The following is a 14,124-nucleotide window of genomic DNA, read 5'->3' as shown; positions in this document are numbered from 1 at the left end:
TGTCATCCCAGGCTTTCACGGCTATTTTCTTTCGACCCTTGACATCAATACCACGCTCTCTAAGTGTCCACTTCTTGCGAACATATCAACTGCGGCTACTTTATCCACTTTATACACCCCACTCATCAAGGCGATGTCTCTAGCTAGGCTTGCGTGGTTACAGCTGATGTATACAATCTTTTCTATGCCGCTCGCATTTAGCATCTCTACTACTTTTTTGTCGAGGCCCTTTCTCGGCGGGTCGACGATGACTGCGTCGTAGGTTTTTTCTTTCAAAACTCTATTTATTGCATCTTCTGCCTTGGCGTGTATGAATTTTGCGTTTTTTATGCCATTTGCCAAAGCGTTTTCGTCTGCGCTTTTAACTGAGGCTTCTACGACTTCGACTGCTGTAACTGATTTTGCTTCTTTGGCGGCGCATAGGCTTATGGTGCCTATGCCTGAGTATAGCTCAAGGACATCCATCTGCGATGCATCCCCCAAATACTCTAGTGCTTTTTTATACAAAATGTCCATCATCTCTAAATTCACTTGCAAAAATGTTTGCGGATATATTTTAAAATCAAGTCCCAAAATATTTACGCTTAAAAAGTCCTCGCCATATAGCTTAGTAAATTTCCTTCCGTACAAAACTTTATCTGACTTATCGTTTATGTTTAGATAGATGGATTTGACTCTGCTCATATCGATGGCTGCTTTTAATTTTTCAATATCAATCACAATTTCATCGTGCGATACGAAGGTGATCATCAGCTCGTCTTTTTCATTATTTCTAAAGACTATGTCCTTGATATCGCCTTTCTTTGCCTTCCAATCGTAGCCCTTATAATTTTCTTTTACAAATTTTCTGATGCCTTGATAAACTTTTAGCGCTTCTTTATTCATGTAGAGCATCTCTTCTGAGTCGACTACTGTGTTTGTGCCTTCTTCAAAATATCCGATAGCTACTTCACCATGCGCCCCACGAGCGACCTTGACCTGTGTGTTGTCTCTATAATGAGTTAAAGTCTTCGCCATATATTCTTCTACGTCCACGTCAAGCCCAGCCATCTTCTTAAGATTCATCTTAAGGCCATTAACTTTCCACTCGAATTCTTTTTCATATGAAAGACCGGAGAGTATCGCTTCATCACTAGCTCCGTCCACGCGAAACTCCGATGGCGAGACTATATCCAAGACATCTGCCTCGATAAAGCTCTTCTTCTTCACTTCGTTTGTGATTGTGACTGTATCGCCAAGCACGGCTCCTTTAATAAAATAGACCAGTCTCTCGGACTTAGCAACGCCCCTTAGCTGACTGGTCATATCTTCAATATAAAACTCTTTCATTAGATTGAACTTCTTAAATTGATTGTGTTGTCTATGATGGAAAGGTCTATGACTTTGCAGTCGTCTATAACGCGCTCGTTGTAGTCTGGTGTTTTCTCGATATTTAAAAACTTGTTAATGGTTCCGATTGCTTCTTCCAAGATGATTAGTCCATCTTGGTCAAGTCCTGTACCTTTTTCTAAAATAATTGTCTTAAATGGTGTTTCATTCGGCTTAACTGAGCCTGATAGTGGATGTGTAAGTAGCTTATATCCTTCGTGTATTAGGTCTCTCGCCTTAAGTAAAACGCCTGTGTAATTATCGACCTTGTCTACGTAGATCATATCGAAATCATCTTTGTATTTGTCTCTAACGTAGTCGTTGTTTGTAACTATGGTTCTTTTCATATTAATTCTCCTCATTTATTCGTAAATTTTCTGCCATTTCAGCAAGTTTTTTAAGTCTATGGTTCACGCCCGATTTGCCAAGCTCTGGCTCCATAAGCCTTCCAAGCTCTGCAAGTGACGCGTCTCTATTATTCAGTCTAAGTATTGCTAGCTCTTTTAAATCACTTTGTAATGCGTCAAGGCCAATCATCTCGTCGATGTACTCGATATCAGCTACCTGCCTTGTCGATGCATCAACTGTCTTCTGTATATTGGCTGTTTCGCAGTTAGTCCGTCTATTGGCATTGTTCCTGACGTCCTTAACTACTCTAATATTCTCAAAGCTGAGTACTGCTCTCATCGTGCCTATAACTGTGAGAAAATCCGAGATTGCCTCGGCACCCTTTAGGTAGGTGATGTAGTTCTCCTTGCGTTTGACGTACTTCGCCCCAAGGCCGTAGACGTTCATTAAGTCCTTGACCTCATTTGCCTCGAACTCGCTTTCGAAGAGCATTTCAAGGTGGTAGCCGCGCTCTGGATTAGTGATGGATCCGACCGCCAAAAACGTCGCTCTCAAGTAGCTTCTTCTCATATCGTCGCTCTCTTTGACTGCCTTTGGAATCTTGTTCACGTCCAAAAAGCCTTCCATGCGCGTATCTTTAAACATCTGCATAACTATATCCGTATCGTTTAGGACTATGGTGTAGATGTTCATTTTCTTGAGCTGCGTCATCTTTGAGATGTCGACGTCAAGGTCTGTATCGTATAAATTTCTGATTACTGTAAATATTCGTCTCGCAAGCGCCGCCTTTTGCACTCTGAATGAAACGGCCACTTTGCCCGATATGAAGCTAATGGATGAGACGTATCTCACGTAGGCCATAAGCTCAGCTAGGGACGTGTCTTCGTCCGTGATCATCAGCTTTGCCGCTTCGTCCTTAGCTTTTTGTGAAAAACTCATTTCCTCTCCTCATTCTTCTCTCTGTCGTACTCTTCTATGGCTTTTCTAATAATTTCTCTTTCTTGACTGTATTTCATAAGACTAATCGCTTCTTCTCTTTCGTAGAACTTCGCCGTCTTAAAGCCTTCCATGCTCTGAGGCTTAGTGTGCGTGTCCTTTGTTGACATCAAAAAGAAGTGTACCGTCTTGTCAATCTTTATATTTCTCATCCTGTTAATGAAAGAGTAATCAATCTTGCCTAGGTATTTTTTAATCTCGCCAGTGATGCCGCTTTCTTCCTTTACCTCACGAAGTGCAGCCTCCTCAATGCTTTCACCGCGCTCGATTCTGCCCTTCGGTAATACGTAGTCGCCGTTGTACTTCTTCAAAAGTAGTATTAAATTGTTATTGATAATTACGCCTCCTGAGCTAAGTACCCTCACCTAAATCACCTGAACAATCTTAAAAATTTTTCTTCCTCATCTGAAATATCGTCTTGACCGAGTAAATATTCCTTCTTGATAAGAATTTCCTCAAGTTTCAGCCTGCCCTTCTTTGTTAGAGCCACGCTGTAATCCGAGTCTTCCTTCTCTATATATCCCTTTTTTAATAGATTTTCATACGAAGCATTTAGTTTTTCCTCAACAAGCTTGTCCGCTTCGTCCACGCCTAAGTAGCTAGCGACCTTGTCTTCCTTTGTGTCATAAAATTGATATATTAAGTAAATGTACTCATCAAGGTCTTTTAAGTCAAAAGTTTTGCCGCTTTTTTCCTTTTCTTCGTATCTTTTCTTTATTCTAAATTTATTTCTAAATCTTTGGTTCTTCGTCATCAAAAAGCCGACGATGATAAACGCTAGTAAAGCCACCGCTATAAGCCCCTTAAGAACTAGTTCAGAGATGCTTGGCTTGTCAATGCGTGTAATTTGCGTCCTCATCAGCTCGTCATTACGGTAGTCATCGTAGTCCATGTCCTCATATGGCGCGTTCACGAACTCATTCTTTGGATATTTAATGCCTATAGCTATGTCAATGGGCTCGTCTATCTCGTAAAGACCAGTCTTGCCGTCTTCAAAAGTAGCGTTAAGACCCTTTGAAGTAAATAGTTCATATACCGGCTCGTCAAAGTAAACGCTCTCGTAGGCTATCTCAATGGTGTTGATGTGCGTGTTAAATGAACGATACAAGCCAAAGACAAAACCATCGGCCCTTTTAAAGGCTTTTGGAAGGCCCTTGATCTTGTAAGAGACTTCTTTGTCGCCGCCGTTAAAGTCAAAGATGTATTTCGTTCCCGAAAGGAAATCATCTCTAAGGCTCTTGCCCTCTACGTCGTAGACCTCAGCGCCTTCTGGCACATCGATTGCAAACTTAAAGCCCGTATGCTCCGTCTCGATCTTGACGTCCACATACATCGCGTCCTCCTTAAGATTCATCTTGTAAGTCATTTTATTTTCGCTCGATGCATGAGCGTTAAATCCTGCCATGAACATGACTATGACAGAAAAAATTATTAAGAATCTAAATTTCTTCAATTGACTCGCCTCCTAGTACTCTTCATACATTTATACCCATTTACTCCATAAAAGCTAACAAATTTACGTCCTTTTTTAAATTTAATTTATTAAAGTCATCAGGCTTCATTGTGACTAGGCAGATGGCTGATGGCCCGCCCGATGCATTTAGATCAAAGTCACTATTCACGATGCGCGCCCTAAGTCCCGCGTGCGCCTCAATCTCAGCTAATTCATGTGCCGCGCCCTTTGAGCCGATTGGAACGATGTCATGAATATAGTTTTGCTCCTTTAAGTAGATATAATCACTCATGCTCATGGCCTTGTCACGATATTTAATTAGCTCCTCGCCCACTAGTGCCTTGCCGATGGCGTAGACCGCATCGCCTTTTTGCGCCTTGCGTATATCAATGCCGCGTCCCAAGACTGTGACGCCTATCCCTGTCATCTTTGTCATGAAGTTTTCTTCAGTCGATCCAGTAAAAGCGTTTTTCTCGTCAAGCCCCGCGTCCTTCATTGCCATTTGGATGCCGCGAATGATTTTCTCGCCATAGGGCTCTCTCTCATTACATAGCGTGTCGACCAAGACCATTGGCGTGCTTCTTGCGCATAATAGCTCGGCTATGGGCACGAAAGCTGCATAATATGAGACCATTTCTATATCAGCAAAAACTTCGTCACATGGCTTCTCGCCTATCCCAGCTGCGCTGTCACAAGCAAGCACTAAATTCATATCGTCTAAAATTATTAAATCTCTAAATTTTTTCATGGCGCCTCCATTTACATATCCTTAATATATATGGTATAATATATTATATCATAAGTAGAGAGTATTTAATACTTTAATCGCAAAGGAGGACAAAATGAATTTTAAAGATAAGTTAAGGAATTACGCGAAGGTCGTTATCGAGAGGGGTATAAACGTGCAAAAAGGCATGCCGCTCGTGATAAATACATCAACTGAGGCGATGGACTTCGTTAGACTACTTACTGAACTTGCCTACGAAAGAGGCGCAAGCGAAGTTATTGTAAGGATACAAGACGACGAGTGCAACAGATTGAGCGCGATGATGATGAGTGAAGAAGCGATCAAGCACGCACCCGAGTGGAAGCTTAATATGATGCTTGATTTTGCAGAGAGAAAGGCAGGCTTCTTATCTGTTGCTGCGCCAAATCCATCGCTAATGAAGGACGTTGACCCTGAAAGAATAAAACTAATGCGTAGCGTGAACGCAAATCTGATGAAACCATTCCAAAAATACACTATGAACGACATAAACCCTTGGTGCGTGATCTGCATACCATCAAAGGCTTGGGCAGATAAGGTGCTTCCAGACATAGCTGAAGAAAAGCGCGTAGAAGAGCTTTGGGACTTAATATTTAAGATAGTTAGAGTCGACGGAGCTGACCCTGACAAGGCTTGGGACGAATTCGAAAATACTATACAAGAAAAAGCTAAGTACTTAAACGAAATGCAATTCGAAAAACTTCATTACAGATCAAAATTAGGTACAGACCTTACTATAGAGATGCCAAAGAATCACCTATGGATAGGTGGCTCATCCATGAGCGAGACAGGTGTTCGCTTCACAGCCAATATCCCAACTGAAGAAATCTTCTCTGCTCCTAAGAGAGACGGGGTTAATGGTATTGTTTACGCGACAAAACCATTATCATTATCAGGTAAGCTTGTTGAGAACTTTTCTCTTCGCTTCGAAAATGGTAAATGCGTTGAAGTAAAAGCTGAAAAGAATCAAAAATTACTAGAAGATTTAATCGCGACAGATGAAAATGCTTGTATGCTTGGTGAAGTGGCCCTTGTGCAAAACGACTCACCTATTAGCAATAGTAAAAAACTTTTCTACTCAACACTATTCGACGAGAACGCATCTTGCCACCTAGCTTTCGGAGCTGCTTACCCAACATGCGTAGATGGCGGCGCTGCCATGAGCGAAGAAGAATTACTAGCAAATGGTATTAACGACAGCAAAATTCATGTCGATTTTATGATTGGTGATGAAACAACTGAGATAATTGGGTATAAAGATGATAAGGAATACAAAATATTTAAGGAAGGCAACTGGGCCTTTTAAGGAGGGATAATATGAACGACAATTTTGTATATGAAGAGTTTGATCCGAAGAGAAAGGGTGGCAGAGCAAGCGGCGTGTCCGAAGTATTTCAAGCGACAAACAGCTATATTAAAAATAATATCAAGGCGCTTCTTTGCTTCGCACTAGTCTACATCTTGCTTATAGGCGGATTTCTAGCAATAAACGTTGGATCAATAATGCAAATTTCATCAGACGTTTTGAAAGAAGGCTACAGATACAACGATGACTTTATGTCAGACGAGTTTAACAGATCAATTGATGAGCTTGACGAGGCTGAAAGTTTTGAAGACGTTATGAATGGTATAGGTAGTTTAAAAAGAAGCATAAGAGAAGATGATTTTAAGAGAGTTATGAGCTTTACAAGATCATCAGTACTTATGATGCTAAGCTTCATTGCCATGGGCATATTGATTCAGTTAATAGGCATCGCCTTCATTACACACGTCAACAAGTGGATTTTCAAGATGGATAGAGGCTTTAAACACGTGTCAGAAGCAGTATTTATTAAGTTTATCAAGTCCATCGCCATAGCCATAGTATTTGGACTTATCACAGGAATGGCATATATGATTTTGCCAATATTTGCTGGTATAAGCGATTCTAACGAAACAGTTATGGCACTCGCAGTCATAATTATAACTTTACTAAGCATCTACATCGGCACAGCAGGAAGCTTTGCCCACTACCTAGTTACTACAAATAAGTACACAGGCATAGGCACTTGCATAAGCACAGGCTTTGGACTTGCCAATAGATTCATATTCAACTGGATAGGCAAAATGCTAATAATATATATAGGCACATTAGTAGTAGGCGGTCTAGCAACCTTGATTATAGCCTTGATCGCAACAGGACTAAGATCACCTTGGGTCTTTGCACTAACAGCCATCCCTTGGATATGCGCTACGCTTTATTCAACAGTCTATTCACAAATGGCGATGTGCGACTACACAAACCAATACGAGTTTAGAACAGGAAATGTAGTCAGAGACTACGACTACTACGACATCTACGACGATGACGGATATGATTATACAGACAGACCAAGACGCTACCAAGACGACGAAGCAAGAAGCGTGGATGATTTTTATAATAACTTGGATAGATAAGTTAATTTTTGAAACGATTTAAGCGCGGCAAGTGCTGCGCTTTTTTTGTGAGTGATCAGACTGAAAAATAAGGGGAAAATTCCCCTTATTTTTCAATATAAATATTTATACGAAGTGGCAAGGCTATAAACATGGCTTTACCATTCTTTAAGTTTATGTTATAATAAGTACAACGAGAAAATAATTAAAGGAGGAAGAAATGAGTAAATTTATAGCGGACAAAAGCTTTTTTGAATTATTTCCTGAGGCGAAGCTTGGGGTAATTCTTGTAAAGAACATGGAAAATTCTGATGAAAGCCCGATTGAAGTTAAAAAGATGCTGCTTGATGCGAACGATGAAGCGGAAAAATATCTTGTAGCTGGACAGCTTAGTGAGAATAAGGAGATTGCTGTTTGGAGAGAGGCGTACAAGAAGTTTAAGACTAAGAAGGGCGCAAGATGCTCTATTGAAGCGCTTTTAAAGAGACTTTCTAAGGGCAACATCGTTGGCTCAATCAACACTTTGGTTGACATCTACAACGCTGCATCGCTTAAGTACGCGCTTCCATGCGGTGCTGAGGACTCGGACAAGTTCGTTGGCGATTTGAGGCTGACTATCACTGAAGGCGGCGACGAATTCCAAGCTATTGGCGAAGATCCATCTGAGACTTATCCAGGCGAACTTTGCTACAAGGACGATAAGGGCGCTATTTGCAGATGCTTTAACTGGCGTGACGGCATCAGAACGATGATTACAGAAGATACTAAGAACGCATTTATGATTATGGAGCTCGTTGATCCAGATAGGTACGACGCACTTGAAGGAGCTCTTGAGTTTTTAAAGGAAAATCTTACAAAGTACTTAAATGCGGATGTGACAGTGCATATACTGGATAAGGATAATCCAGAAGTAGAAATATAAATAATTTTGCGTTAGAATTGCGCCTAAGGCTCGCGCGCTTCGCTTCCTCCCTCAACGTACTTATTTGTACGATGTCGGTCGGTCGCTCGTTATGCTGCGCCTTATCCATCAATTCTATTCGCAAAATTTGTGTAGCGATTAATAAATTTATTTTTTATAAATTGCAACAATAAGTTAGCCACCCAGACATCATATAGACTAAATGTATAGTATAGCTTAAAAGTATTTATTTTTATTAAACTAGATACTTTTAAGCTGTTTTATTTCCTTTATGAACTCTTCTTTTGCAGTTTTGTAATTAAAGATTTTTCTTGGCAAATTATTCATCCACTCGTTTATTCTGTATATTTTTTCTTTTGATACTTCTTCTATTGATGTGCCTTTTTGTATAAATCTTCGTATTAATTTATGTTGACATTCACTAGTTCCTCTTTCCCATGATGTATATGGATGACAAAAATATATATCTACATATTCTGCTAATTCTGATAAGCTTGAAAATTCTGAACCATTATCTGATGTTATACTTTTAAATATTTCTTTGTTTAACTGCGCATTATCTTTTAAGAATTTAAGTCCAATGTCTACTGCATCGGGTGTTTTTCCATGTATTTTTATCAGCTTTTCATATCTTGTTTTTCTTTCTACTAATGTAAGTAGTACTGGATCTGTCTTTTTCTTTTTACCTATAACTGTATCTATTTCCCAGTGGCCGAATTCTTCTCTTGTTTGTATTTTATCTGGTCTTTCTTCTATGGATATGCCAAGCTTTTTCTTGTTTTGTCTTGTTCTTCTTGTGCTATTTTTGTTTTTTCTCTTTACTTTTTCTAGTAGATCTATATTTTTTGTTTTCATTAGTGACTTATTTATCCAGTTGTAGAGGCTTTTTGTTGATGGTATTTCTGATGATGGAAAGAGTCTATTTGCTTTTGCGTATCCAACACATACATCTGGAGACCATTTATCTTTTAACATTTTATTGTCTGCCCATTTAAGAAATTCGACTATATCTATATATTTTGGTCTTCTTCCGCAAGAAGATCTATTGTTTATATATACCTCATAATTAGTTAAGGCAAAGTATTTTTCATCGTAGTAAGTATATGTTTTGTTATTACTTTTTATTATTCTCTTTTGCTTTACTGTGCCTTTCTTTATTGCGTTGTTTATTGTCTGCGGGGCTCTATTTAGCCTTCTTGCTATCTCTCTGTTGCTATGTCCATCTATTTTCCATGCCTGTATTAATGACATTTCATGTAGTGATAGATGTGAATTTTTCTTGCGTTCTGTAAATTCTATGGTATAATTTATATGAGTCATGTGTACCTCCGTATAGTTGTTTTTTTGTTTGTTACTAATACTATACCATATGTACACATGATTTTTTTATTTGGTGGCTAAGTTAATTATACAATCTTCCTAAATTTATTTTTTATGAATTTTATTATAAAAAGCAAATTAATACACTTAAAAAAATAGAATGGGCATATGGTCTAAACCATATGCCCTTGTTTTTTGTATTTTGAGTTCCATCCGCTATTTAGCGTAAAATAACGTATATATCAACTATTTTCTTAAGCTCTTCGTATCCCTTTGTGCCTTCTATAGTCTTTACTACCTTGCCTGTCTTGTCAACAATGATTGATGTTGGGTAAGTTTTGGCAATTTTATCGAAGTGTTCTTTAGCTTCTGTAGATAATGTGTAGTTGTCGTAGTCAACTTTTGCGTTCTTAAGTGCTTCGCTAGCCTTTGCAATAGCTGCCTTGCGATCTGCTGCTTCTTTTTCGCTTAAGCCTTCTTTGTATGGAGCGATGTCCATAACAATTCCGATAACTCCTAGTCTGTCGTTACCAGCTTTGTCTTCTTTGTCGTCATATTCTTCTTCAAGCTTAGCAATTGCAGTAAGTTCGTCAATTGATTCTTTTGAAGCTGTTGACCATAGATTTATTAAAGTATAGTTGTTTTCTTTGATGTCTTCTAAGATATTATCTTTGTCGCCATCAAATTCATATAGATCATAGATACTTAATTCGCTGACTTTCTTGTCATCATCTTTTTTGTCTTCTTTGTCATCGTCATCATCTTTGTCATCATTTTTGTCGTCATTGTCAAGATAAGCTTCATCACTCTTTAGTATAACAGTTTGACTAGCTTCATCATAGCCAACGTAGAAATTCGCAATCTTTGCTATATCACGAAGCTTTACGTAGTTTGATTCATTGATAAAAGCTGTGTCAATGTCTTCGTCGTCGCCATTTAAAATTATTTCCTTTTCAGAAAGTATTGCCTTAGCACTCGCTTCCTTGATAGGTTTTAAGTCACTTTCAAGCTTTGTATATGGCTTTCCAGTCTCAACAACAATTAATTTTCTTTCAGCATTGTAATCAATGTTGAATTGTTTCTTTTTGCCAGTCATAATTGTAGCAACGTCACGAAGCTTTAAGTAGTTGCTACCTGCTATATTGTAAGCAGCCACCTCAACAACTTCCTTGTCAAGTGTAATCTTTTGGCTAGATTTAACAGCCTTCATCTCTTTTGCTCCGTCTGCAAATGCAGTTGGAATGATAGTTATCAGCATAAGTATTGCTAATAGCATAGAAATTTTCTTCTTCATAATGTCCTCCTTAAAATTTTATTACAAAACATTTATACCCAAAAGCATAAAAATAAACACAAGGCGTACCCTGTGTTTATAGAAATGCTTTGATAAAATTAATCCACATAGACCTGAAAGCCCTTCGCCAGTGGATTCGTCGAATAATCTATCGTAAATTTCTCAATATAATCCATATTCTTGTTCACGCAAACACTAAAGCCATCGACCTCAATCACTATGTCGTTTTCATTTAACTTATCCAAAGTCACGCCATAAACGGCGCCCCTTCATGAGTAGTTGAGTAGCCTTATGCGCAGGACCTTGTCCTCGTGCTCGTTAACATTTAGCTCATTAAGTCTTTGAGCTGCTCTTTCTTTTATTTCAACTTTCATAATTATCACCAGTATATATATACCCAAGGTTCATAAAATTTATCTATACTTTCGCTGGCATAATTATAAATATATCAATAGTTTTGCCATCATTATAAGTTTTATCTATACTTCTACCGCCATAATCATAAATATGTCAATAGCAGTGCACAAAAAATCTGCCCACGTCAATGGGCAGATCTTTAGAGAGTATTTTATTTTGCGCTCCAAAGCTCTTCAGCCTTTGGTTTCCAATGCTTAGCGTAATTTTCGCACTTGTTGCACAAGTGGTCAACGCTTTCTGGAGACTCAAGGTCTGTAGATTTGGCGCCGGTTTTCTTTACCATTTCCCTTAAAAGTTCAGGGTTTTCAAGCATTGGGCAAGGTCTAAGCATGTTGTCGTTGAATGGGTGTCCGTCGTGGTATGCCATGAACAGTGGTGATCTCAATGCTTCGAGTATAGTTTTTTCTCTGATATTCGAGTCGGAGTAGTGTATAAAAACGCACGGATCAAGGTCGCCGTTTGCGTTTATGTGTAAGTAGTTTTTGCCGCCTGCGATGCAGCCGCCAACAAATTCAGCGTCGTTTTGGAAGTCCATAGCGAACAACGGCTTTCTAGCTCTTTGTTCTCTAATTCTTCTGTAAACAAGCTCTCTTTGTTCTGGGTTTGGCATAAGCTCAACGCTAGCGTCGTTGCCAACTGGCATGTAGTGGAAGTACCATACAAAGTAGGCTCCCATCTCAATCATCATGTCCCAATAAGCTTCGGATGTGATTGAGTCGTAGTTTTCACTAGTGTAGCAGCATGAAATTCCGTATAAAAGTTTCTTTTCGCGCAATAGCTTCATCGCCTTGACAGCCTTGTCGTAGACACCGTCTCCACGTCTTGAGTCAGTCGCCTCTTTAGAGCCCTCCAAGGATATGGACGGAACGAAGTTCTTCACACGTAGCATCTCGTCCGCGAAGGTCTCATCTATTAGCGTGCCATTCGTAAAGGCCATAAATACGCAGTCATCGTGTTTTTCGCATAGACGAATCAAATCGTCCTTTCTAACAAGCGGTTCGCCGCCAGTGTATATGTAGAAATAAACACCCATTTCCTTGCCTTGCTTGATTATATCGTCGATTTCGTCATATGATAAATTCAATTTATTGCCATATTCCGCAGCCCAGCAACCTGTGCAATGCAGATTACAAGCCGATGTTGGATCTAAAAGTATAGTCCACGGTATATTGCAGTTGTACTTTTGTCTAAGCTCCTCTTGAATAGGGCCGCCGACCAAGTTACCATTGATAAAGAAATTTACGATCAAAGTCTTGACAATTTCTGGGTCAACATCATTAAGTATGTGACGAACATATGGGTAGTATGGATCACTTGGGTCACTTATAGCCTTACGAATGGCCGCTCTTTGATTAGCAAAGCCGCCGTTTGAAAACTTATCTGCCCAGTCCATAGCCTCAAGTAAATTCGCCTCAGGGTCCTTGTATAGATGATTAAATGCCTTAGTTAAGCCAAATTTGGCTAATGTAGTAGAAACACTCATATATAATCCTCCTTTTTTACTATTCTACAATATAGCATATCACCAAGCCCATGGTCTTGTGAATATGCAATCTAGAAGAATTGTTCAAATTAGGACATATTTATTTATCTGTACCAAGGCCCCCATCAAAAGAGTCAATCAGCTCGTCAAAGATCACACCAAGCTTATCAATGCCATCGTCGATGTCGTCTTGCATATCATTCCACAAAAAGCGCATAAAATAACCACTGAGAGTATATGTAATCATCTCAGAAACCATCTTTGCACGAGCTGTGTCGCCGCCCGTTATTCGCGCGTACTCCTCCATATACAAAGAGACGGTCGAAGAGATCCTCTCAAATACATAAAAGCAGATTTGGTCACACGATAAAGAGTTGTAAACGTTGTAAATCCTCTTCTTGTGCAGGGCGCATGAGTATAGTATCGCCTTGGCAACGTCCTGCCACGACTGAGCCGAAGTCGACTCGATGTGGCCCTCTAGCCACTCAGCAAGTGCCTCGTCCAATAGTTCGTAGATGTCTTGGTAGTGGTAGTAAAAAGTATTTCTGCCGATTTGGCACTCCTTGATCAGAGCCGTCACCGTAATCTTGTCGAATGGCATACGGTCAAGCATCTCATTAAACGTGTCAATAATCAGCCTTTGTGTGTAGTTCGCCATATAAACACCCCTTTAAGTATATCTACCCATTTTTCTAAAATTATATCAATGGAGATGCATACATACTACTAAAGTATGATTTTTAAAAAAGTACTTGACATAATCGGTTTACCGTGCTATAATGTAATCAAGATAGAAGAAAGATAATTCTATCTAAAGAAAATTAGCTCCATCCCTTGACTTAATATAGATACGAAGCTAAATATTTTAGCAAGGAATGAATGGCTTAAGTTTTACTATTTGAGAGCGAAATGTGGATCAAAGGTAAATAAAGTCTAAATTAGATGAACCTTAAGTGGCAATAGCTGCTGAAGTGCTTGTTTAATCATATTCTCTTAATTCTTATATAAGAAGAATAAGATATTTATTAGTGGAGGTAATTTAGAAATAAAATTTAATATTTATGACGATGGTAGATGACATGTGTAAAAAAGTCACGACTATGAAAAGACATTCATTTATCTCTGTAAAAGGAGAATTATTTATCTTTTCAAGGTGAAAATTAAACAATGAAGGGCATATGGATGAATCTACAAAGGAAGATCGCTAAGAAAGGATGTATAAGATGTTCTTTTGAAGCACACGAACGAAAGGAAGTAGTTAAAGCGATGATTGAACCTAAAGAGAATCGTCAAGGGATGGTAAGCTAATATTTTTAAATATTAGCTTTTTTCGCGAAGCACA

At 39.0% G+C, this 14,124-nt stretch carries 14 protein-coding genes; 3 read left to right on the top strand and 11 right to left on the bottom strand.

Annotation, left to right across the window (positions count from 1 at the left end):
- Positions 1–21: 21 nt before the first annotated feature.
- From rlmD to BN3004_RS02775, 6 genes are read right to left on the bottom strand one after another with little or no spacing between them, the layout of a single operon-like run.
- Positions 22–1,329, bottom strand: a complete 1,308-nt coding sequence (gene rlmD, locus BN3004_RS02800; RefSeq protein WP_058259741.1) for a 23S rRNA (uracil(1939)-C(5))-methyltransferase RlmD — start codon at positions 1,327–1,329, stop codon at positions 22–24.
- Positions 1,329–1,715, bottom strand: a complete 387-nt coding sequence (locus BN3004_RS02795; RefSeq protein WP_058259740.1) for a GrdX family protein — start codon at positions 1,713–1,715, stop codon at positions 1,329–1,331. The genes rlmD and BN3004_RS02795 overlap by 1 nt, the downstream gene beginning before the upstream one ends.
- Before the next feature lies 1 nt (position 1,716).
- Complete coding sequence (gene whiA / locus BN3004_RS02790) at positions 1,717–2,655, bottom strand: DNA-binding protein WhiA (protein ID WP_058259739.1); 939 nt, start codon at positions 2,653–2,655, stop codon at positions 1,717–1,719.
- Positions 2,652–3,077, bottom strand: coding sequence for an NUDIX hydrolase (locus BN3004_RS02785; RefSeq protein WP_058259738.1), 426 nt, complete (start codon positions 3,075–3,077; stop codon positions 2,652–2,654). The genes whiA and BN3004_RS02785 overlap by 4 nt, the downstream gene beginning before the upstream one ends.
- A gap of 5 nt (positions 3,078–3,082) precedes the next feature.
- On the bottom strand, positions 3,083–4,165 hold the full coding sequence (locus tag BN3004_RS02780; RefSeq protein WP_058259737.1) for a hypothetical protein: 1,083 nt from the start codon (positions 4,163–4,165) through the stop codon (positions 3,083–3,085).
- A 40-nt stretch (positions 4,166–4,205) separates the two neighbouring features.
- Positions 4,206–4,913: a hypothetical protein gene (locus tag BN3004_RS02775; protein WP_058259736.1), complete on the bottom strand. Its 708-nt coding sequence runs from the start codon at positions 4,911–4,913 to the stop codon at positions 4,206–4,208.
- Positions 4,914–5,007: 94 nt separating this feature from the next.
- On the opposite strand from BN3004_RS02775, the gene BN3004_RS02770 reads away from it, so the two are divergent.
- The 3 genes from BN3004_RS02770 (at position 5,008) to BN3004_RS02760 (ending at position 8,268) form a co-directional block, all read left to right on the top strand.
- The gene (locus tag BN3004_RS02770) at positions 5,008–6,237 is read left to right on the top strand and encodes an aminopeptidase (protein WP_058259735.1); all 1,230 of its coding nucleotides are present in this window, start codon (positions 5,008–5,010) and stop codon (positions 6,235–6,237) included.
- A gap of 11 nt (positions 6,238–6,248) precedes the next feature.
- Positions 6,249–7,367: a voltage-gated chloride channel family protein gene (locus BN3004_RS02765; RefSeq protein WP_058259734.1), complete on the top strand. Its 1,119-nt coding sequence runs from the start codon at positions 6,249–6,251 to the stop codon at positions 7,365–7,367.
- 199 nt (positions 7,368–7,566) lie between these two features.
- Positions 7,567–8,268, top strand: coding sequence for a B3/B4 domain-containing protein (locus BN3004_RS02760; RefSeq protein WP_058259733.1), 702 nt, complete (start codon positions 7,567–7,569; stop codon positions 8,266–8,268).
- A 240-nt stretch (positions 8,269–8,508) separates the two neighbouring features.
- On the opposite strand, the gene BN3004_RS02755 is transcribed toward BN3004_RS02760, so the two are convergent.
- The 5 genes from BN3004_RS02755 to BN3004_RS02740 all read right to left on the bottom strand — a co-directional run bounded on the left by BN3004_RS02755 (position 8,509) and on the right by BN3004_RS02740 (position 13,440).
- Positions 8,509–9,588, bottom strand: coding sequence for an IS30 family transposase (locus tag BN3004_RS02755; RefSeq protein ID WP_058259272.1), 1,080 nt, complete (start codon positions 9,586–9,588; stop codon positions 8,509–8,511).
- Positions 9,589–9,808: 220 nt separating this feature from the next.
- Entirely contained in the window at positions 9,809–10,882 is a 1,074-nt protein-coding gene (locus tag BN3004_RS02750) for a stalk domain-containing protein (RefSeq protein ID WP_058259732.1), read from the bottom strand.
- A gap of 98 nt (positions 10,883–10,980) precedes the next feature.
- Entirely contained in the window at positions 10,981–11,127 is a 147-nt protein-coding gene (locus BN3004_RS08340; RefSeq protein WP_155995275.1) for a hypothetical protein, read from the bottom strand.
- Positions 11,128–11,450: 323 nt separating this feature from the next.
- Complete coding sequence (locus tag BN3004_RS02745) at positions 11,451–12,782, bottom strand: radical SAM/SPASM domain-containing protein (RefSeq protein ID WP_058259731.1); 1,332 nt, start codon at positions 12,780–12,782, stop codon at positions 11,451–11,453.
- A gap of 100 nt (positions 12,783–12,882) precedes the next feature.
- Complete coding sequence (locus BN3004_RS02740; protein ID WP_058259730.1) at positions 12,883–13,440, bottom strand: TetR/AcrR family transcriptional regulator; 558 nt, start codon at positions 13,438–13,440, stop codon at positions 12,883–12,885.
- Between the last annotated feature and the right edge of the window lie 684 nt (positions 13,441–14,124).

Origin of the sequence: Fenollaria timonensis, assembly GCF_001457835.1 — a bacterium.
Taxonomy (GTDB): domain Bacteria; phylum Bacillota; class Clostridia; order Tissierellales; family Peptoniphilaceae; genus Fenollaria; species Fenollaria timonensis.
Note: the sequence above shows the minus strand (reverse complement) of the source record. Positions and strands in the feature narration are given on the sequence as shown.